Source organism: Mucilaginibacter defluvii, from assembly GCF_039543225.1.
GTDB lineage: Bacteria > Bacteroidota > Bacteroidia > Sphingobacteriales > Sphingobacteriaceae > Mucilaginibacter > Mucilaginibacter defluvii.
The window spans coordinates 846156-867184 of sequence record NZ_BAABJI010000001.1 but is presented as its reverse complement, the minus strand read 5'-3'; the positions used below and the strand labels follow the sequence as shown (position 1 = coordinate 867184).

The following is a 21029-nucleotide window of genomic DNA, read 5'->3' as shown; positions in this document are numbered from 1 at the left end:
TTTGAACGCAAATTATCCATGAGCAATCGGGCCGGCTTTTTAAATTTTTCACTAAATCGAATTTTACATAACGGGCAGTCCCTGCTCGATCAGGCACGTATTAAACTGCTTTATTACGGCCTTTTATTCGTAATGGTGTCTATGCTGCTGCTGCTCGCCAGCGTTAATTACCAAAGTCAGCCTGCCATTGTTATTTCATCAGCGGCGCTTCTGTTAAGCGTTATGGGTATGTTCAAGTACCTTACCTATAAACCGGACTGGGCGCTTATATCGCACGGTATGCTGATTATAGGTACGCTTATCAACCTTGAGAATGTTTTCATCACCCTGCAGGATGTAAACATGATTACAGTACAGATCATCATCCTGATCGTGCTGTTCTCCTTTTATATGCTGGGGCATCGCTGGGGCATATTCTATTCACTGGCCAACCTGTTGCCCATACTGAGCTTTTTTGTATTACAATACGAAACCAGCTACATCATCAATTTCAAGCCCGAAAAAATTGAACAATCTACCGTAATTATCTGCGTGTTTGCCAATTTTTTGCTTACCATATTCGTGATCAGCCACTTTTACCACGCTTTTGTAATGAGCATGCGCCAGTTAAAAAATATAGGTGATGAACAGACCCGCCTAAACAACAAACTGGAGCTGGCTATGCATAAGGCCGAGAAGTCGTCGCATGCTAAATCAGAGTTTTTGTCGACCATGTCGCACGAGATACGCACACCGCTGAACGCGGTTATAGGCATGACGAACCTGTTGCTCATGAACCAGCCGCGGACAGATCAGAAAGAGAATCTTGACATCCTGAAATTCTCCGCGTCAAATCTGCTATCAATCGTAAATGATGTGCTTGATTTTAACAAGATAGAATCGGGCAAGGTATCGTTTGAAAACATACGCATCAATTTACCCGAATTGCTTAATAATATTTGCGGCGGCTTTACCCAAAAGGCTGAAGAAAAAGGCCTGCTTTTTAAGCTGGATATCGACAGCCGCCTACGCAATAAGGTATTTTTTGGCGACCCGACCCGTATCACCCAGATCATTTTTAACCTGGTAAGCAACGCTATTAAGTTTACCCAGCAGGGCAACGTATGGGTGCGCGCTACCTGCATTGAGGACAGGCACAATACCAGCACTGTACTATTTTCAGTTAAAGATACTGGTATCGGCATCTCTCCAAATAATCTCGAAGCTATATTTGAGCCCTTCGCGCAGGAAAATGTTACCGTTACGCGTCAGTACGGCGGCACCGGGCTTGGCCTGGCCATTGTAAAGCGTTTACTTGAGCTACAGGGGTTACAGTTAAATGTAAACAGTAAACCCGGCGTAGGTTCTGAATTCTCTTTCCAGATGCAGTTTGATGTATCGACCGAAGTTGCCGAGCCGGTTGAAAGCACCAGCCCCGCGTCCGACGCTAACGACCTGAGCCACCTGCAGGTGTTAATTGCCGAGGATAACATGGTGAATGTAATGCTGATGAAAAAACTGCTCTCGAAATGGAAGATTGTACCAACCATTGCCGAGAACGGCGCCATGGCCGTGCAAAAACTACAATATGGTAATTTCGATATCGTGCTGATGGATTTGCAAATGCCGGTGATGGATGGTTTTGAGGCTGCCCGGGAGATACGCAAACTTGCCGACCCTAAAAAATCAGGTACCCCTATCATCGCCCTTACAGCTTCGGCCCTGTTTGATATACAGGAGCAGGTATACGCATCGGGCATGAACAACTACGTATCAAAACCCTTTAAGCCTGAGGATCTGTTTGAAAAGATGCAGACTCTGGCAGCCCTCGCCAGCTAAAGCTCATTAAATCCCGGTAGATCGTGTATGAACTGATAGCTACCCGCCTTGTGATCTACACGGCAATAATAGTGGCTTAAACCGTTTGTAACAACCAGCAAACTCACCTTATGCGCCATATTGTAACGGGCTATCTGGTCAAACACCTTTTGGTCAATATTTACTGATGGGGCCTTACACTCCACCATTAAAATACGTTCGCCCTGGCGGTTAAATACCACAATATCGGTACGGCGGCTCATGCCGTTCAGCTTAAGGCCGCCCTCCAATCGCATTAAAGCTTTAGGGTATTGCTTTTGGTTAATGAGGTATTGTACAAAATGCTGGCGCACCCATTCTTCAGGCGTAATAATAATGGTTCGCTTGCGCAACTCATCAAACAGGGTAAGCTGTCCGTTAGCTTCGGTAATTTTAAAAGGGTATGGCGGAAGGGCCAGCGGTTGCAGCAAACTCATATCAGTTACACACAAAAAATTTAGTGCCGCAAGGTACGAAAGGTTTATAAGTAATTTTAAAATGCCGATGGCATACCGTGCCTTTGCGGTTTGTAATGCTTAATTTTGACCTTAAGTTATGACTGCTACTGATATTCTAAAGGACCTTAAAAACCGTAAGTTTAAACCTGTATACCTGCTGCACGGCGAGGAGCCTTATTATATCGACCTGATAAGCAATTACATTGAACATAACGCCCTGCCCGCCGCCGAGCGCGGCTTTAACCAAACCGTACTGTACGGCAAGGATACCGACATCATGACCGTGCTTAACGCCGCCAAGCGTTACCCTATGATGGCCGACCACCAGGTGGTACTGGTAAAAGAAGCGCAGGAGATGAAATGGGGTAAGGACGACGATGATAAGAAGCACATTAACCCCATACTGGCCTACCTTGAAAACCCGCTGCCCAGCACCATATTGGTGTTTTGCCACAAATACGGCAAATTCGATAAGCGCAAAAAAACTTATAAGGCCATTGACAAGAACGGGCTGGTATTTGAATCGACCAGTTTGTATGACAATAAGATACCCGGTTGGATAGAGGCCTTTGTGCAGGAGAAAGGCTATCGCGCCAGTCAGCAGGCTACCGCTTTGCTGGCCGACTACCTGGGTAACGATCTATCCAAAATTGCCAACGAGCTGGAAAAGCTGATGCTGAACGTACCGCAGGGCGAAGAAATTACCCTGAAACACATCCAGCATAACATTGGCATCAGCAAGGAGTACAATGTTTTTGAGCTGCAGGCCGCTTTGGGTAAAAAGGATGTACTGAAAACCAACCAGATCATCAACTACTTTGAGGCCAACCCTAAGGCCAACCCCATTGTGCTGCTTTTTGGCAACCTCAACAACTACTTTAGCAAGGTGCTGGTGTACCATTATGTAAAGGACAAAACGCCACAAAATCTGGCTAAGGAAATGGGTGTGAACCCCTACTTTATAAAGGATTACGAACAAGCCGCCCGCAACTACAACTTTGCCAAAACCATGCAGATCATCGGCCTGCTGCGCGAATACGACCTGAAAAGCAAAGGCGTAGAATCAAACCTCCCTCCCGGTGAGTTGATGCGGGAGCTGATGTTCAAGATATTGCATTGAGAGAGTGATTATTAGCTCTCCGAAACAGCCTTACTTCCCTTTATTATTTGTCCTGCTCCTATAGCGAGAAATGAAATAAACACGGGATATAACACGAAGATGGATTTATGAGCCGTAGGTATTGAAAGCACTAAAGCAACAACAACATGCAGAATGGCTGTAATTACAACGCCAACCGTACCGAGAACAAAAAATGGATTCAAAGCTTTCATCATTGTAAAAATTAGTAAATATTAAAAACTCAAGTTTTATAGTTGGCCTTTATATTATCACCTCTTTTTGACACCTTTGGACTTTAATTATTACACATGAACTACTGGTTAGTAAAATCTTAACCGGGGGGCTTTTTTCAGTGATTTTAGCTATTTCGTAACCCTTCTCAAATGGACACCTTGCGTGTCATCTTTCAAAGCAAAAACAGCCTTAACACTATCAAAAACGGGCTTTTGCAGATATCAAAAGCGGTGATGCAATATAGAAACTTCTTTATTGAATTATCACGTACAAGTGAAAATTTTTCAATTTTTAAGCTCCATTTGGCACCTATTTTGGCACCTATTTCAAGGTTATTTTTTGTACTATGAAGTTTATTTTTTAAAGCTTTTAATCAGTGGAATTAATTTGCTGGGTTTATATTAAACCCATGTGCGGATGACTGAATTTTTTAGAGTAATTATCACCGCTCGTAACAAAATTAAGCCGAAATTCGGTGTCGTTTTCCCAAAATTCTTTGGAACTTACAGAATGGTCTACAACGTCTTCAATGAAGTAGAACGCTTCATTTTCTAAAAATGGAAAATAAATCAACTTACCAGTTTCTGATGGTAAATAAATATTATCCAAACTTTCAACTTTGTAATATAGGTCACACCATGTCGTATCATCAGCTACTCCTGTGTTGAATGCGAAAGGAATATTATTAGACGCAGTGTGAACCTTTAGAATATTACATAATGTTTCCGAAATCTTGAAAAGAAAAAAATATATGTTACGAATCTGTCTGTTCAAAGAAATTGGAAACTCCGAATCATTCGTTGAACCTACAAAACTTTTAGCAGTTTGCGCCTCTAAGTAATAGCCAATACATCTCTTCTGTTCACTTATTAAGTTAGCCCAAGCGATGGTGTTACTTGTATGTTTAAGTTTGTTGTACGTTAAATAAATAAACGACTTATCTTCTTTCAACTGAACTTCGAATTCTTCTGCTAACAGTACTTTAGCTTCTTTCTTCAACCATCTATCAATAAATTTAATTGGTTTAGTAGGAGCATCACAGAAACAAGCCATTATCTCAAAACAAGAATCATAGAATTTGAACAAGTCATAAATCACTAATCGGAACTTGTCAAAGATTTTATCAAAAATTACTTTATCAGTATTATCATACAACTCTTCATCAGTATAAGTATCAATCAATGAGCTTAAACTATTTATTAAATAGCTACTGGTAATGTTGAAAATAGCACCGGGATGACGTAATTCGTGCCTAATATTATAAACAGCACTTTCTTCGACAGATAAAAAATGATTTATTATCGGTGGATAGAATCCTGTTTTGTGAATGTGCCCAACTAACGTTTGTTTCATAAAACTCATTTATATATAATAAAATCTCTTGACTGATTTGGTCGCCAAACTGTGAAGTTTAAATCAGCTTTTCGCTCTCTTATAGCTCTTACGTAAGTTTCGGTAACCCTTTCAATATCTGCAAATTCATCATCAAACCGAACGTCATTCGGAATGACAAACTTGATTACCCAACCATCAAGTTCTACGTAGTCTTTGTATCGTACTGGTAATTCTTGCTTTAAGTAGACAAGAACTCTCTTTAGATAGTCAACCATGTTGAATAAAGTTTAGTGTCTTAAATATAGTTATTTGATAATGATTATGTCTGATAAACGTGTTGTATATTTTGGTGTTAATGTTTCTTGCCTCATTTTCCATTCGTGATTAAATCCCTGTTGCGCTGACCTGATTGTATCTCTACCATTCAAGCGGTTTATTCTGTCCATTCTCCTGATAATTTCGATTTCTTTATCACGGCTATTTGAATGAAATAGATTTTGAGTACCATCATAATTGTTTCTTAAATCAGTAAGCATTACGCCTACCCTCTTATACAGATAACCTTTTCTGTAAATCACTTTTAAGCCCTCTACAGCACGTTTAATTAGGTAAGGTGTGTAATCTGTTGGCACATCGCAAACGGTGCTTATTTCAGGGAAATATTGCTTATCTGTTTTTGAAAAGTTATTGGTGCCTAACCATACAGTAATGCCCCCGGCAACAAAGCCTTGCCTTCTCAACTTTTCTGCTACCCTTGCTGTATAATTAGCTAATGCTTCTGCCATAGGCTCAAATTCAGTTTGAAAAATCCCAAAGCTTTTTTGAGAGGCAATATTTTGTTTAGCTGGTTCAACCAGTTCTAACGGTATGCAGCTTATACCTTGTAACTCATAAACGGTACGCTGCAACACTACGCTAAAGTTTTTCTTAGCCCAATCAGTGTCAACTTTTGACAAGTCATAAGCTGTATAAATATTAAACTTATTTAGCCTTACTGTTATTCGTCTGCCTACACCCCACAAATCTTTTATATCAGTGGTGTGAAGAGCATCAATGCGCTTTTCTTCACTATCAATTATATACACGCCAATAGCCCGAAATTTCTTTTTTGCAATACGATTAGCAAGCTTTGAAAGAGTTTTAGTAGGTGCTACGCCTATAGTTACGGGCACGCCTGACCAGTGAGATATTTTATCTCTTGCATCCTTAACATAACTAAACAAATCACGGTATTCAAAGCCCTTACAGCTAACAAAAGATTCATCGATGCTATAATCCTCAACCTCTGAAAAAAACTTCCTTATGATGTATTTTATGCGCTTGGACATATCGCCATATAAGGTATAGTTACTGCTGAACCCTTTGATGTTATAAACCTTCATCAACTTCTTAACCTCAAATATGGGTACTGCCATATCAATACCTAACTCTTTGGCTTCCTCGCTCCGGGCTATAATAGCACCATCGTTGTTGGAAAATACAACTACAGGTACACCGTTCAATGAGGGCATAAAATTACGCTCACACGAAGCATAAAAATTATTACAATCAATAATGCCAATCATTGCTCCGGTTCTTTATATCCTGAATCACAAAAGTGATAACACCCCATACCCTAAAATCCGTTAACTCCTTTATCTCAATTGGTGCAAACTCAGAATTAGCCGATAACAACCGTATGCCCTGCAAAGGGTCTATATGTAAAATCTTAGCGTTGAATTCACCATCAATAGCGCATACTACTAAATCCCGGTGTACAGCAGTAAGGCTTTTATCAATGACTACAATGTCACCCGAATAGATGCAAATATCTTTAAGTGATGAACCTGATACCCTGCCTAAGAATGTGCTTGCCGGATTGCTGATACATATATCATCAAGTGATAAAACTTCTTCTAAATAATCTTCTGCCGGGGATGGAAAACCACATTGGATTGTGGATAAAAACAATGGCAGTTCTGTTAAGGAACTTTTAAATTTAAAGACGTGTATGTTAGCAGGGGATTTCACCCTACAAATCTGCTAACTTTTTTAGCATTATTACAACTAAAACTTTAAACATTTATGTCAGATATACAGCCTCCATTGCCTTCTATTCCAAAATTTACGGAGCTTTTGTTAAAATCGAAAATCAATTTTAGTAATCTATACATTTCGAATGAAGGAGGTACAGGTTTGACATTTCATTATAACTTAAAGCCAATTGATTACCTCAATTATGCAAAAAAGGACTTAAAAGAGAGTAATTTCCGGGGATTCTTGAACTGCATCACTAACGCTAAACGAGCAATTGATTGTCAAACTGATAGAATTTTAAATATTTTCAATCTATCTAATTCAAAAAAATACTCAGCAATTATAAATAAGTTCATTGAATCGAATAACCGTAAAGCAAAAGACGGAGAAAACAGAGCATTAGTATTTGTTGAAGTTTTAGGCATTGCTCCAATTGGTTTAATTTCTAAGATTAGAAATTTGCGTAATAAGCTTGAACATTATTATGAACGACCAAGTGAGATTGAAGCACAAGAAGCGATAGAGTTGGCAGAGTTATATGTAAATGCAACCCAAAACAAAATAACTTTTGCCAACGAGATATTATTTGGCACTGAGGAAAGTATAAATGGTGACGCGAGGAATTGGGAAGGCTTTAACGTCTATTTCCAACCTGATTTGAAGAACATTAGGGTAACGTTTTATCTCGAAAATGTCGACAATGTAATTTTCACTCAAGATGATTTAGAATTTTATCATTTCCTTAAAATTACACTAACTTATAACGACGAGGATTCTGTTGCAGAAAGTCTAAGCCATCTTCTTAAATACTTACAACACCCGCAAGCCAATTCCGTCATTAAAGTTACTTGTGAAAATTAAATAATATTGTTACTTCTTTTTAATCGCCTCTAAAACGCTGGTAGCAATTTCCGCTATCAGCTTTAATATCTTAATTATTTTCATCTTTTTGTTTAATGATTTTTGAGTTAAATAACTCAGTTACTTTATCCTTAATCATTACCCATAAGTTGGTACCGGTGATGATGCTTATGTTTTCAATTCCGCTTTGGAATTCGGTTAGCATAATATAACCAGCAACTATCCGGGCTAACATCAATGCGCTATCTCCAAGCATCGCTATATCTACCATAAGCCCTATAAAGACCGCCATGGAATAACCAATAAATTTGACAGTGGTATCTTTCAACCGCTTACTGGTAAAAGGCTCTCTTTTGATAACTACTTTGCAGTAAATACCGGTAATTAAATCAACCAGTAACAATACATAAATAGTAATCAAGAATTGATGTATTGGCGTGGTAAAAACAAGGAACCATAAAAGGAATTTGCTGATAAATGACCATAAGCCATTGAAGAAATTAAACAGGTTAAACATTAGGCAGTAAAATATAAATTGGCTTCTCTCATTCTGCGTTTAAGAAGCCCATCAACCACTTTGCCCCCGGCACGCTTCCATTTCAAGAATTCTGCTCTAATATCTTGTTCAGTTGATTGAGCATTGATTTTTTCAAGTAGGGTTGAACTCTTGAACGCTTGTATACCTACGTTAAATGAAAATGATACAAGTGCGTTGAACTGATGTTGATTGAGATTAATTTTAACAGCCTTAGAAACGGCATTTTCAAAAGATTGAACAATGGTAGTAAAGTATTCGTTGCATTGTTTTAAAGTGATTATATCGGCTAATTTAACTTTGCCACCATGTGGATAGTAAGTAAACCCTACACCAATAGTGGGTACACCGGCAACATCAAGGTAAGCTTTAAGCTTAACACCCTCTTCTTTGTAAATGAAATCCCTTCCCGCTTTATCTATCCTCACAGGATAAATAGTCCGGGTTATGTTATATTTGGCTTATGAACCTTATTACAAAAATACTATTATGGATTGCCGGAATAATACTTGGTTATTTACTATTGATGGGTATAGCAATGCAATTTGGATTTCACGGTTAATATCATTTTTAAACTATGAACCTTATCAACATTCTTAGATGGGTATTTGGCATACCTTTATCTTATATAATCACAGGATTATTTTTTTACATTTTATCTCAAATACTAAGGTTTAGAATTGACCAGTTAGAGGAATCAACTTATTTATCTTTTTTTGTAATAATTTGTGTATTAATTGGCTTTATTCCGGTTATTGCTGCTACTTATGTTGTACCATCACCTAAAAAATATGGTGCGGTAGCAGTTATTGTAATTGGTGAAGTTGTACTTGGAAATCGGCTTCTTAACATATTTATTGCCAATGTATCATCAGCATATTCGGACCCTTTAATACTTAGTGTCACGGGTGGCTTAACTGCTGGATTTGTATTAGGGTTTTTAGTAAGCTACAAGCTTTTTAAACATAGAGGTTGGAATAAGGCAAATTTAGTTGAAGAATTAGAAGAATATTAAGTATGAACCTCATTAAGATATTAAGATGGTCATTGGGCATTCCTTTCGCATTAGCCCTCACTGTTTCACTCTTGTATTTACTTATTCAGGTCACGGGCGCAACCGAGTTTTCGCATAAAATAAAAACTAATGGAGATGTAGTAATTGGTTGTTTTTTATACTTTATAGCTCCATACATAAGTTTTACTTTGCTACCAATCATCACTTGTTTGATAGTGCCCAAACCTAAGAAATGGGGTGTTACCGCAGTAACGATAGTCAGCGCAATATTTTCTATCTACGCAGTAACTTATTTGTTAAAGTCTTATAACTATTTAGGTATATCCAGTAACATAGGCTTGTCTGCTGGCTTAGGAACTGGAATCTTGATTAGTTATAACTACTTCAAAAACAAAGGCTGGAATAAAGCTGCGAAAATAGAAACCATTGAAGAATATTAGATGAAGCTGGCTATCAAAATTCTCCGTTGGATAGTTTGCATACCTATCTCATTATTTCCAGTCGCTTTTTCCAGCGCAGTATTGTTTGCATATGTAATGGGTTCTAAACCCCTTGAATTTTTGTTCGGACTTATTTATTCTTTGGTTCCTATCATCGCCTGTGCAATTGCTCCGGCACCTAAAATGATTGCAGGGATATTAGCAGTGATAATACCAATATTATTTAGTTTTAAATTCATAGCATCAGGCATATCTGATATGAACTCAACTACTTTCGGAATGTATTTCGGCTTAATAGTGGGTTTTTTATTCGCTTACTTAATGTTTAAGAAAAGGGGATGGAGTTTTAAAACTCCTGATTAAATTGCTCACCAAAAGGGCGGGTGTTATCATTAGTTGGAATGATGCAAGCATTCGCCTCACGGAATTGATTAAAGGTTAATACAAACACGCAACCCGCTACCCTATCAACATTAGCATCAGTAAATTTTTGAACACTTACATTTTCGTCAACCTCATAACCGGTATCAAACTGATTAGCGAAGTAAGTAACCACATCATCAGCAATCAAATTACAGTCTGAATAAATCTCAAATTCAGTCTCAGGTATATTAGGGTCGAATAAATCACCAATGATGATTTCAAACTGGTGACTAACATTGGCACCGTTGATTCTCTGTGTTACATAATCAATATGGGCGACCGGATAAACAACATTGTCATAAGCTGTAAAATCAGCTTCATTGGATGTAATGACCGTGTTGATTTGATGATGCTGCTTTAAGAAGTTTTCAATTAATTTTAGGTATTGGTTAATGGTTATCATTAGTAAATTACCCTTCTATAATAACCGGTTTTATAAGCAGCATCCCGGTAAGCTTCCGCTTCATTGTACTGATTATCCGGAATAGAAATCCCGGTAAAAGCAAAACTGGTATCAATATTTTGAGGTGGTACAGTTTCCGGATTATCATCCGTTTCCATGTACTCCATTAAAAGCTTTTTATAGCCTTCCAGCTTTGAATTATAGTTATTTCTAAGTTTATCAGCATCACCCATTTGAGCGTTGGCATCAGTGATGTTTTGAATTCCTTTATTACTTACCTTTTGCTGTAACGGTGATAAGCTATAAAGCAAGCTTCCATATATCATTACGGGCTTAATGTGTTCAAGTAATAAAACATCATCTTCAGCATAAGTATAACCCGATATGGTTGCACCGCTAATCAATACATTTACAAGTCTTTTATAAGTGGCTTTACCTAAAATTTGAGATAGCTCTAAATCCTGGAACTCAACGATACATTGATTCAAGATTTTCTCATCAACATTAGTTTGAATTATTGAATTCGCCTTTAATTCTTGGACGGTTAAAAACTGTACTCTCTTCATTATCTGTTACCCTTTCTAATCACTTTAACCATTTTCCATTCGTGCCTACATTGATTTTCCGCTTTACCTGTATCAGCATTGAAATACCAGCCACCACAATGCCTGAATATGTCATATCCAAAAATTGAACTCATTTGCTGAATATCCGCACGTGTATACAAGCGGTCATTATTGATAAGCTTAGTGCAGAAATCCCTCGACGTAGCAATCAACGGTTTCCCATATCCGCTACGTACCACATATTCATACATCACTTGCACTTCATTGCTTACTTTAGGCTGCTCTACAGGCTTAATATTTACTTTACCATTCTTTATATCACTTGAAATTATTTTTGCTTGTGTGAGCTTATTTATCTTTTCAGTGATTGCTTCCGAGGTTGTATCGATGCCTAAAGCATTTTGAATATCTGCTTTGATGGTAGCGATGGATTTGCCGTCTATCTTTTCTGAAATTAAATAGTTCTCAATAGCATCATCACCAGCAAAGTTTAAAGCTTCATCAGCTACAAATTCAAATTCACCACGATGGACACCAAAATCTTTAACCAATTCAAAATCTTCGCCGGTTAGCTTCTTGCCATTATTTGAAAAACCGTTTTCCATGTTAGGGACGGTTGCACCTATTAAATAATGACCAGCACCGTTAGGCAAAGGTGATTTCCCATCAATGTTTCTTAATTCATCAATGGTTAATACTTTTTCTTTAGTAGTACTATCCAATGAACTGCTGAACAATGATGATTTGTCTTTGAATTCAATTGAAGGTAAACCAGCATCAGCAAACAACTTGTTCAATCCTGATTCAATTACATTCCGGGTATTTTTAACCCACGTTTGTTTGAAAATTTCATATTGAATTTCAAGCTCTGTACCGTTACCGCCTAACGAACCTTCAGTTTCAACACCAAAAAGTAAACGAGTAGCTGAATGCGATTGAAGAATAGAATTTTCAACCTTTTTAATGACTTCTGTAAGTTTGGTAGCATAGTCATCGCTTGGAATACTATCAATCTTAACACTTGAAGAATCGCCACCTGTGCTGTAATTTATAAGATACTTCAAGCCATCTGAACCCGAATAAGTAGACTTAAATTTTCTTTCAAATTCCCTACTCTCTTCAGACGTTGGAACTCCTTTGAAAAAGCTGATGATGTGAGCAGGGCTAAAACCATCCTCAATATTATTCTTGAACCAATTGTTAATGAGCATATCTGTTACCATTGCGGTAACTGATGCTTTATAATCAACATCAGGGTATATATTATTTACACTTGGTGCGTAGCCGGTATAGTAAAATATTTTGGACTTACGGTCTTCATTAACACCCTTTACCCACCTATCATAGGTTAATATATCCCTGCGTTTAAACCAATCCTGACATACCCAAAACTTTGTACGGCTCCTGTTGCTCCTGATGTGGTTGATAGGAATATGATTAAAATAAAGTGGCTTATTATTTAGTATATCATATTGCACTTCAATTGCGAAAGCTTGAAAAAGTATAAAATCATAACTAAGTTTTTGTATTAACTCTTCCGCTGAATCAACTTGATTAATGTTCGCTATAAATGGCTTTGATTCGGCTTTGGTTACAATACCATCCCCCATTAAGAAGTTAAGCTTCTTGCCAACAATTCCCCGGTGTAATGCGCATTCACCATAGAGTTTTAAAAGAAAGTTGGGGTACAAATTATCTGTACCAAAGCTCACCCATCTATCATCACTGGTACTTTGTATTACTTCATCAGGTAATGGTGTAATACTTCTCGCAAACGTTAGTAATTCCTGAAATCCTTTATCTCCCGCACTCTTCTCACTCATTATTGTTTGTAAATCAAATATTCTTCGCTTCTGATAGGGCTTATGATTTCAGGTTCAGCTTCTTTGATTTGAATTAATAGTTTACCTGTTTCAATAATGCTGTTTGCATATTGGTAAACTTGGTAAGTATAGTACCCGGCTGGAATGCCGTTGAAAAGCGAAGTATCAACGGTAAATAAATCATACCTGCTATTTGAAGCTGATAGCTTATCAGAAAGCGAAATCTGATAAGTATCATTAGTTGCATCACCAGTAAAAGCCAACAGGTATTCCGGCTGATTTACCGTTACCTTTTCACTTAATGTGAGTATTAGTTTTTGCTTTGGCTTTGCTGTGTCAATCAGTATCATAATCCCTTGACATAAATAGTACGGGGGCATAAAAAAAACCCCTTAGCGATTAACTAAGAGGTTGAATGATTAAGCCTGATTAAGCTATTAAGCTGCTATCAATGCTGAAATGATTGCCGGGTCTACTGGTTGCAGAAATTCAGTATCTGAACCTGCTAAAGTGATAACCCTACCATTTGAACCTGTACCGGCGGCACCTTCCATGGTTTTAGCCATAAATTGGTTGTTTAATCCAAAAGCTACCCATGTACCGGTTTCCAAACGAACTAATGCAGCAACCGGATTTGATACCAGTTTTTCAACACCTTGCCTTGCAGCCAATGACCCAACATTTGATAAGGTAAAAGTTAACTCTTTGGTTATGTCATAACTTCCGTTATCGTTGTAGGTGTAAGTTTCCTTAATTGATGCTTGTTTAGCAACAGTACCGAATTTGACAAATTTTGTACTGCCTGTTTTTAAAGCTATTTCGGTTATTAAACCTGATGCAGATGATGAATAAACCTCTGTACTACCTGATACCGCTTTCAAGTCGGCAAAAGCAATCAAGTACACATCAGATTTTACACCATCCTTTGTATTTTTTCCGCAATCCCTTGCGGTTTGTAATAATGTTTCACACATAATTCACCCTCTCCTATCCTTTTTATTAAGCTACTTTAGAGTAGAAAATTTCATTGTGCATAGCAGTAGCAGTACCTAAAGAGTATTGAAAATCGATGTACAATTGCTTAGTTTCAGGTGAAAAATATTTGGTAGCAGTCGAAGCATCAGAATCCATATCGGTACCAGCGTATAAGCTGCGAAGCCTTGTAAATACAACTGTACCCGTTCCCACTAAACCTTCAACAATTTCCATAGGGCAATCTGTACCAAATAAAACTTTTTCAGTTGCGGGTACATAAAGATTCTTTTCACTCAAAGCAGCGATGTATAATTGGTAGTCAGCTTTTGAGATAAATAAGCGGAAATCCGGTTGTGTTCTTACCTCAACTTTAGTAGCTAAGAAACCATTTTTAAGTTTGTCAACAATGGTAGCACCAGTAGTTGAACCTGATAAGTTGATAGCTACGCCGGTTGCGCCTGATACCTTCATTTTTTTTAAGAAACCATCAAATCTGTTTAGATTTTTAGTTGCACCAGTGCCCGGTAAATTAACATCACCTTGCCATAAAGCCTGCTCATTGATACTTGCTATTGCAGCAGCTTGTTCATTGCCGATAAATTCAGCAAAAGCAGCGTTATCATAGTTTTGACCTTTGAACTTAGCTTTCAATTCTTCAACGGTAAATTTGTCAGTTAATTGACGGTTTGACCAGTTGGTTAAAGATTTGATTTCAGCAGGTTCAATGATAACTTGGTCAATCACCATACCACCTTGGGCGTTACGTTCTCCTGCATCAGTTGAATTGTCTTGTAAAACAACATCAACATCCGAAATTGGAATAGCTTGTTTGCCTTTAACGTTGGTTAATAGTTTGCCACTTTGGGCTAAGATTGATAGCGTACTTGCGCCTAAAATACTCTTGGTAATAAATTCTGTTGAATCCTGATTAGTATAATCAGGTAATTTGGTAACATCAAATGCCATTTTTTGTAATCCGTTATTGCTTGTAGAATAGGCTCGCTACTCTCTTTATTGAATCCTCTTGACTATCCTTCATCTCTGGTCGAGAATCCCGGGATTTTTCAGTAGGTATCTTTGATAATGCTATTATTGAATCATTGACTGTTAATAGCTGATTTTTGAATTCCGATACATCTTGTTTTGATGGTACCGCATTGATTGAATCCATTAAGGTTTTTATGGTGTCTTCTAAAGATTTAACCCTGCCTTCTAAAGCTTTTACAGCTTCGTCTTCTTTGGGTTTTTCATCTTCAGTGGTAGATTCTGCACCGGCTTCATCAGCCAATTCTTCATCTGCTGGCTTTGCTTCTTCACCACCTTGGATTGATTCAATTTTACCATCCTTAACAGTGATTACTTTATCATTTTCTAATGAGTAAACACCATCAGTAGCTGGCTCTGAACCATTGGATGTAGAGATTGAAACATCAGCACCAATTTCCATGGCAGATTCAATTGAAACATCACTATCCTTTACCTTAACAGCCTCAAAAACTTCTTTCTTTTCAGTGAAAAACTTTAAAAGCTTGTCAACTGAACCGATTAATTTTTCTAATTTCTTATTTTCCATTTTTTGGCTTATACCATAAATAGTATGTAAGCCCGGCTAATTAATTAACCAGTTCATTAATGGATGCTATCACCTCATTAATAGCTTTATCAAAATCATTGGCTTTAGATAATTCAACAGTAGTTTGAGTATCGATTGCTCTGAAGATTCCCTCAACAGAAAAGCCTTTAATTTTTCCAGCTTTGATATTCTGCCAAACTGAATCATTAAGGATTTTAACCCCTATAATCCAGCTACCATCAGGACAATCAATCCCTTTGGGTGCGTTGATTCCTTTTTCTTGGTCGGTAATGTAGGATTGAAATATTAGCGATTCTGCTGGTATTAATGTATGCTCAATGTTGGTGCTATTAAAAAGTCCTTTTTGAGCAAAGACCTGCGCAATTTGACGAATTGTTTGCTTTGAGAACGTTGCCATGTATTCCCCGTTTTGCTCTGAATTTCTATAGATAGGCACATCAGGTATCATAGCAGCACCTAACAATTCTTTTCGCTCATCATTAATTGAAAATTTTTCAATTGCTGTATCTTTTGAAAATGCAATGAAATCGCTTTCAATTGCAGCGTTTTCAACTAAAGCTACAGCCGAAACAAATGAATTATCTTCAGGATTAATGGTTAGTTCTATAAGTGGTAATTTTTTCATTTTATGTGATTAGGTTTAGATTGTTGACTGAGAATTGAAATAATTGGTCTTGCTTTTTTGCTTTTCCAAATCCTTATCAACGATGTATGCTCTTATATTTCGAGTTTGTTTAGCAGTATTATCAATTGATTGCCTGATTTCATTGGTGCCATTATTCTCCCGGTTTATTACCTGACTGTTTATCACAGGTGCGGTTACGCTTCCACCACCAGTACCGCCACCAACAGTTGGAACTTTTGTGTCAATTATTTTACGTACCTGTTCAAAGCCTACAGCACCGGTTGCTATCGCTTGCGCTATTGCATAACCCGGTATGGGTACACCTGCAAATGCTCTTAGCTGTCCCGCAATGGCTGAATAGGTGTTGATAAGAGAAGATGCAACCGCTAAAGATTTTCCTGCCAATGTGTTTTGACCTAAAATTTCTGATGCTGTACCTGCTGCTGCTCCAACGGCATCATACATTTTAAGCTTATTATCAAATTCAGCTTGCGCTATTTGTTTCTTAGCATCAGCAGCCTCTTTCTCCGTATCTGTTAAGGTTTTATTGTGTTCAGCAGTTAACAGTTCAATTTCTTCTTGTTGCCCTTCAAGCTGTGTTCGTTTAAGTTCAAAGGCGGCATTTTCAGCATCAAAGCGGGCTTTAGCTAAATTCTCAACCTTAATCCTTGCTTCATCCGGCGTATCAGTTTCACTTGGACGGTTTATATCTTCAGCAATGGCTAAATCAGTTTGGGCTTTGTTGCTGGTGCTTGACGCTTTAGCTTCTGCTGTGTTCTGATTGAGTTGAAAAAATCTATCTTGCTGAATAATTGCCTGCTGTTGCGGTGTAGCATTCTTTAGAAGTTCATCAGCTTTTTTATTAATTTCAATCGCTCTTTTTTCGTAAGAATTTAGGTAAGCAGTCTGAACTTCATCATCGTATGCCTTAATTAAATCATCATACTTTTTCGTGATAACCGCCTCTTCAGCTTTACGGGCTTCTGTCAGGGTTTTAAATTGCTGGTTATAATCTTTAATATCTTTTTTCCGCTTCTCTAATAGCGTGAACTCCTTTTTATACTTTATATCAAGGTTTTCAAGTTCAATATCACGTTGAGATTTACTTGAATCAGTTACTATTTTCTTAGCATCATCATTTTGCTTTTTAAGTTCATCTAAATCAGCTTTTAACTTAGCTTTAGCATCATCAGAATACTTTTTAGCAAGTGCTTTAGCTTCATCATTTCGCTTTTTTTGTTCTGCTGCCTGTGCTACTGCGTATTCCTGTTTAAGCTTTTTAGTTTCCTCTTCATTACCTTTAGCAAGCTCTAACTGGTCTTTGTAAAGCAGTTGCTGTAGCTTGGTAACATCTTTACCTGCTGCCTTTTGAATTTCGATACGGTTCTTTAGATTTTCAACCTCTTTTGTTAGCTGTTCTTTGCGGTGAGCTTCTCTTTGGTCTGCCAATTTTGATGCTACACCGGATTGATAATTACTTATGACATTGAAGTCATTAACCAATTGGTTTGCCCCTTCTTTAAATTCAGCTATCGCCCCTTTAAAATCACCTGTCATTACTCTGTACAGGACTTTAAATTGAAGTATCAGTGCATCAATAGGGGCTTTAAGTACATTTATGATAACATTACCTACCCCATAAATTACCTGCATAATCTTATCAAAACCACCTTTAGTATCATTCAATGCTGGAATCAGTTTTTGTACAGACGCTTTTAGATTATCCCAATTAGTAACCAAATAAGCTACGGCTGAAATAAGCAAACCTATTCCAATAGCGGATAAAGCACCACGTAGGGTAATAGCACTGGCTGTAGCTGTATTATTTGCTGCTGTTACACCTTGGGTCGCTGTTGCTTGTGCTGTTGATGCTGCTGCCTGTACATTTTGCGCTTGGGTTTGAGCTTGTGTAGCTGTAGTGGTGATGCCTAATAATCTGCCTAAATCTTTAAAATTATCTACTATATCATCCAATGATGTGAGTGCATCATTAAAAGCCATCAAGCCCTGCAACTTTGCAATAGTCTTAGCTGCATCATCAGATTCAACACCTAAAAAAGCCATAGCCCCGGTGTAACCTTGTAAGGCTTTAGCACCGGCACTTGCAAAATTTGCAAAGACCTTAAAACGATTTTCGCCGTTGAAGTTGGAAATTGAATTATTTACCTCATCAATATCATTCCTAAGTTGAGCAACCCTTGATGCAGTTTGAGCGAATTGAGCAGTGTTTTGCTGCCCTAACGAAGCCATCCTTTGAAGGTCGTTATTAGCATCCCGCAATTGTTGGCGCAAAGTTCTCACAGGGGCGGCCATGTTGGCCTGCCCTGTTCGTTGCGCCGTGTTATTTAGCTGCTGTACCTGTTGAGTAGCTGCCTGAATTTGCTGCTGCCCCTGAACCCCAATATTTATTAAGACGTTAGATTGTTGAGTATTACCTCCGTTGTTTGCCATCTATTCCTTTCGGATAAATAGTCCGCATTAAAGCTTTAAAGATTGATTTTTTGCAGCTTGACAGTTGAAGGCTCTAACCTATTTTTATATTCAACTTCTAACATCTTGTAATAAGCATTACCGTACTGGTTATTGATGAATACCGGCACCCGCATATCTAAATTTGATATATCTGCTTCACTAAGCAGCACATCAGTTTCCAGCAATACATTGTTCAAATCGGTAAGCTCCTTTATTTGGTTGCTGTAGTACCTATCATAGCTATTTGGTATTGCTTGCACTTGTGGAACATCAGCCGGAAAATAGTATTGAGCAGCAATACCAAAATTCAAGTCTGCCATGTAAGTATTATCTGTTAATCCGGTAGCAAACTTTATATGTCCTACTTGTGGGTAAAAGGTAAACTTATGATTAGGTTCAAATGGAATAGGTATTTCAGGTGTGAAGTTGAAAGTACTACCGTTGAAACTCATATTACCGATTTGATAACCCTCACAATCTTTCAAACCATTGTAGTACATAATCCTGATATTGCTTTTGTAAGTACTTCTAAAATTGTTGGATTCCAGCTTATAAATCTCCGGTGTAATTCTCCTGGTATTATTGTATTGAACTAAAGGCGTTGGTGAAAAAACCAATTCAATTTTCTTTTCATCTGCGGTACCTATGCTATCTATTTCAGCATAAGCACCATAAATTTCACCATATTTAGAAGTGTATAGACTGTTGAAATAATCCGAATCAGCTTTATAAGTGAAAGAATATTTCTTTGCCAATTCTCCATAAGATGAAAAAGTTACTTTACTTGAATAGTCAACCTTTTTGGTGTAGTCTAAGGCTGTTGATTGTATATTTTCAGGCTTGCAATAAGAGTAATAATCATTGTAGGTCTGGAAAATGATATGCTTTGGATTATCAAGCGTTGAATAGGTGTACAGGTTCAATAGCATAGAAAGACTTTTAACAAAATCCTTTTGCTTGATATTGGTAACTGGTGCCGGGCTTATATAATCACCGGATTTTACGTTATAATTTACAACTGCACCAGTTTCAAATTTTAAATTGGTTATGTTACTATTTAGGTTAATAATTGAACCATTGAAGTCAAGTCTTATAGCAAACTGTTTACCTACTTGAAACGTGCGTTGCGGAATTATTAACTCTACATACTTGCTTTGGCTGTTATTATTTAAACTCATAAACAGATTTTCCACCACTACCGTAAATTCCTCTGTTGTGCTTGAACGCTCCAATAATTTGATACGGAAATCAGCATTACCATTAAGGGTTGCCGAATAATTGAAGCTTACCTTACCATCAGTTTTAAACTCCCTTACAACTGTAAATACGTTACCAGTTTCACCATCTTCATTTGGATATGGAGTGCTATTGCCTTCAATGCTGGATAAATAATCAACCCGGTATGGAAACCTTAAATAACGTCTTTGCTCCTGTAAATCACCGCTTGCTTTATTTACCGGAATAGTGAACAAATTGGACATCATTAAAAAAGTATCACCAGCCATATTTTGGTTCATTACATCACTGTCATTCGGTATTATAAGCCTGTTAAAGTCTTCAATAAATTCTGTGTTTCCTTTCACCTCATAAGTGAATCCTGAAAGCTCCGGCTGGTCAAATATTTTATTCAAATATTCTTTGACATAAATGGCTGGTCTGAAATTATTAATGTGGATTTTATTAACGTCTGATGGGTATGGTGAACTCACATCACCATAATTTATGAACGGGTATAAATATCCTTTACCGGTTTCCATGGCAACGGTGTTACCGCTTATTGTGATATTAGAATCCCAACTATCAGTAATATGTCTTACATCAAACTGGTGGTTATATTCAGTAAAATCTAACTCAGATAATAGCTTATCTCCCAACAGCGAATAAAAATTGAAGATGTTACCGGTAATGATACATTCATAGCTTATTTTACCATCATCAATTATAGCGTTACTAAACTTTAAATATCCTTTTAATATGGGCGTTGAGTTTTCAAGCACCAAGCATTCAACAGGTTTATTAACTGAGAAATTGACAAATAAGCTCTCTTGAATATTAGGGTCAACATGGCGGGATTGATTAAATACGTTACCAAATACCCTGTTATTATTCTTGGTTCCAGCAAATGTGATATTCTTTGATAAGGTGTCTTTTTTCTGTGATATGTCTTTTATATCGGTAAGTGAAAATGTGGTTGAGATATCTAATCCCTCAGTATCAAGTTCAGCATAATTGCCATTAGGTTCTAATAAATAAATCTTGTAGTTTAAGCCCTGCATACCATAAATAGTATGCTTACAT

The 21029-nt window shown here is 37.4% G+C and carries 24 protein-coding genes; 6 read left to right on the top strand and 18 right to left on the bottom strand.

The features are described from left to right. The first annotated feature begins 18 nt into the window (after positions 1 to 18). Complete coding sequence (locus ABD960_RS03895) at positions 19 to 1818, top strand: ATP-binding protein (protein ID WP_345329583.1); 1800 nt, start codon at positions 19 to 21, stop codon at positions 1816 to 1818. Here ABD960_RS03895 and ABD960_RS03890 read toward each other — a convergent pair. Further along, positions 1815 to 2273, bottom strand: a complete 459-nt coding sequence (locus ABD960_RS03890) for a type I restriction enzyme HsdR N-terminal domain-containing protein (protein ID WP_345329582.1) — start codon at positions 2271 to 2273, stop codon at positions 1815 to 1817. The genes ABD960_RS03895 and ABD960_RS03890 overlap by 4 nt on opposite strands. A 118-nt stretch (positions 2274 to 2391) precedes the next feature. Here ABD960_RS03890 and holA point away from each other — a divergent pair, with 118 nt between their 5' ends. Further along, on the top strand, positions 2392 to 3414 hold the full coding sequence (gene holA / locus ABD960_RS03885; RefSeq protein ID WP_345329581.1) for a DNA polymerase III subunit delta: 1023 nt from the start codon (positions 2392 to 2394) through the stop codon (positions 3412 to 3414). 11 nt (positions 3415 to 3425) lie between these two features. On the opposite strand, the gene ABD960_RS03880 is transcribed toward holA, so the two are convergent. From ABD960_RS03880 to ABD960_RS03860, 5 genes are all read right to left on the bottom strand, one after another. Continuing rightward, complete coding sequence (locus ABD960_RS03880; protein ID WP_345329580.1) at positions 3426 to 3629, bottom strand: hypothetical protein; 204 nt, start codon at positions 3627 to 3629, stop codon at positions 3426 to 3428. 415 nt (positions 3630 to 4044) lie between these two features. Continuing rightward, positions 4045 to 5001, bottom strand: coding sequence for a hypothetical protein (locus ABD960_RS03875; RefSeq protein ID WP_345329579.1), 957 nt, complete (start codon positions 4999 to 5001; stop codon positions 4045 to 4047). Positions 5002 to 5006: 5 nt separating this feature from the next. Continuing rightward, positions 5007 to 5258 carry a hypothetical protein gene (locus ABD960_RS03870; protein ID WP_345329578.1) on the bottom strand — a complete coding sequence of 84 codons (252 nt, stop codon included), beginning with the start codon at positions 5256 to 5258 and terminating at the stop codon, positions 5007 to 5009. A 30-nt stretch (positions 5259 to 5288) separates the two neighbouring features. Then, positions 5289 to 6548, bottom strand: coding sequence for a Y-family DNA polymerase (locus ABD960_RS03865; RefSeq protein WP_345329577.1), 1260 nt, complete (start codon positions 6546 to 6548; stop codon positions 5289 to 5291). Continuing rightward, complete coding sequence (locus tag ABD960_RS03860) at positions 6532 to 6933, bottom strand: LexA family protein (protein WP_345329576.1); 402 nt, start codon at positions 6931 to 6933, stop codon at positions 6532 to 6534. Before ABD960_RS03860 ends, ABD960_RS03865 begins: the two co-directional genes overlap by 17 nt. Positions 6934 to 7047: 114 nt before the next feature. On the opposite strand from ABD960_RS03860, the gene ABD960_RS03855 reads away from it, so the two are divergent. Then, positions 7048 to 7860: a hypothetical protein gene (locus tag ABD960_RS03855; protein WP_345329575.1), complete on the top strand. Its 813-nt coding sequence runs from the start codon at positions 7048 to 7050 to the stop codon at positions 7858 to 7860. A gap of 70 nt (positions 7861 to 7930) precedes the next feature. Here the strand turns inward: ABD960_RS03855 and ABD960_RS03850 are convergent, their stop codons facing one another. Both ABD960_RS03850 and ABD960_RS03845 read right to left on the bottom strand, forming a co-directional pair. After that, positions 7931 to 8377: a phage holin family protein gene (locus ABD960_RS03850; protein WP_345329574.1), complete on the bottom strand. Its 447-nt coding sequence runs from the start codon at positions 8375 to 8377 to the stop codon at positions 7931 to 7933. Further along, complete coding sequence (locus tag ABD960_RS03845) at positions 8377 to 8823, bottom strand: lysozyme (protein WP_345329573.1); 447 nt, start codon at positions 8821 to 8823, stop codon at positions 8377 to 8379. Before ABD960_RS03845 ends, ABD960_RS03850 begins: the two co-directional genes overlap by 1 nt. Positions 8824 to 8972: 149 nt before the next feature. On the opposite strand from ABD960_RS03845, the gene ABD960_RS03840 reads away from it, so the two are divergent. The 3 genes from ABD960_RS03840 to ABD960_RS03830 are packed head-to-tail and all read left to right on the top strand — an operon-like array spanning position 8973 to position 10213. Beyond that, positions 8973 to 9410 (top strand): hypothetical protein, encoded by a 438-nt coding sequence (locus ABD960_RS03840; protein ID WP_345329571.1) that lies wholly within the window; start codon positions 8973 to 8975, stop codon positions 9408 to 9410. A gap of 2 nt (positions 9411 to 9412) precedes the next feature. Next, positions 9413 to 9850 carry a hypothetical protein gene (locus tag ABD960_RS03835; protein ID WP_345329570.1) on the top strand — a complete coding sequence of 146 codons (438 nt, stop codon included), beginning with the start codon at positions 9413 to 9415 and terminating at the stop codon, positions 9848 to 9850. Further along, entirely contained in the window at positions 9851 to 10213 is a 363-nt protein-coding gene (locus ABD960_RS03830; protein WP_345329569.1) for a hypothetical protein, read from the top strand. Here ABD960_RS03830 and ABD960_RS03825 read toward each other — a convergent pair. The 10 genes from ABD960_RS03825 to ABD960_RS03780 all read right to left on the bottom strand — a co-directional run bounded on the left by ABD960_RS03825 (position 10197) and on the right by ABD960_RS03780 (position 21007). Continuing rightward, positions 10197 to 10676, bottom strand: coding sequence for a hypothetical protein (locus ABD960_RS03825; RefSeq protein ID WP_345329568.1), 480 nt, complete (start codon positions 10674 to 10676; stop codon positions 10197 to 10199). The two genes, ABD960_RS03830 and ABD960_RS03825, sit on opposite strands and share 17 nt — an antisense overlap. Then, positions 10676 to 11242, bottom strand: coding sequence for a DUF6712 family protein (locus ABD960_RS03820; protein WP_345329567.1), 567 nt, complete (start codon positions 11240 to 11242; stop codon positions 10676 to 10678). Before ABD960_RS03820 ends, ABD960_RS03825 begins: the two co-directional genes overlap by 1 nt. Beyond that, positions 11242 to 13065, bottom strand: coding sequence for a hypothetical protein (locus ABD960_RS03815; RefSeq protein ID WP_345329566.1), 1824 nt, complete (start codon positions 13063 to 13065; stop codon positions 11242 to 11244). The genes ABD960_RS03820 and ABD960_RS03815 overlap by 1 nt, the downstream gene beginning before the upstream one ends. Further along, complete coding sequence (locus tag ABD960_RS03810) at positions 13065 to 13415, bottom strand: hypothetical protein (protein WP_345329565.1); 351 nt, start codon at positions 13413 to 13415, stop codon at positions 13065 to 13067. Before ABD960_RS03810 ends, ABD960_RS03815 begins: the two co-directional genes overlap by 1 nt. A gap of 87 nt (positions 13416 to 13502) precedes the next feature. After that, on the bottom strand, positions 13503 to 14039 hold the full coding sequence (locus tag ABD960_RS03805; protein ID WP_345329564.1) for a hypothetical protein: 537 nt from the start codon (positions 14037 to 14039) through the stop codon (positions 13503 to 13505). A 25-nt stretch (positions 14040 to 14064) separates the two neighbouring features. Then, complete coding sequence (locus ABD960_RS03800) at positions 14065 to 15006, bottom strand: hypothetical protein (RefSeq protein WP_345329563.1); 942 nt, start codon at positions 15004 to 15006, stop codon at positions 14065 to 14067. A 13-nt stretch (positions 15007 to 15019) separates the two neighbouring features. Then, positions 15020 to 15613 (bottom strand): hypothetical protein, encoded by a 594-nt coding sequence (locus ABD960_RS03795; protein ID WP_345329561.1) that lies wholly within the window; start codon positions 15611 to 15613, stop codon positions 15020 to 15022. Between the two features lie 40 nt (positions 15614 to 15653). After that, a complete protein-coding gene (locus tag ABD960_RS03790) occupies positions 15654 to 16259 on the bottom strand; it encodes an XkdF-like putative serine protease domain-containing protein (protein WP_345329560.1) in 606 nt (201 codons plus the stop codon). A gap of 15 nt (positions 16260 to 16274) precedes the next feature. Continuing rightward, a complete protein-coding gene (locus ABD960_RS03785) occupies positions 16275 to 18710 on the bottom strand; it encodes a hypothetical protein (protein WP_345329559.1) in 2436 nt (811 codons plus the stop codon). 35 nt (positions 18711 to 18745) lie between these two features. Continuing rightward, positions 18746 to 21007, bottom strand: coding sequence for a hypothetical protein (locus ABD960_RS03780; RefSeq protein ID WP_345329558.1), 2262 nt, complete (start codon positions 21005 to 21007; stop codon positions 18746 to 18748). Between the last annotated feature and the right edge of the window lie 22 nt (positions 21008 to 21029).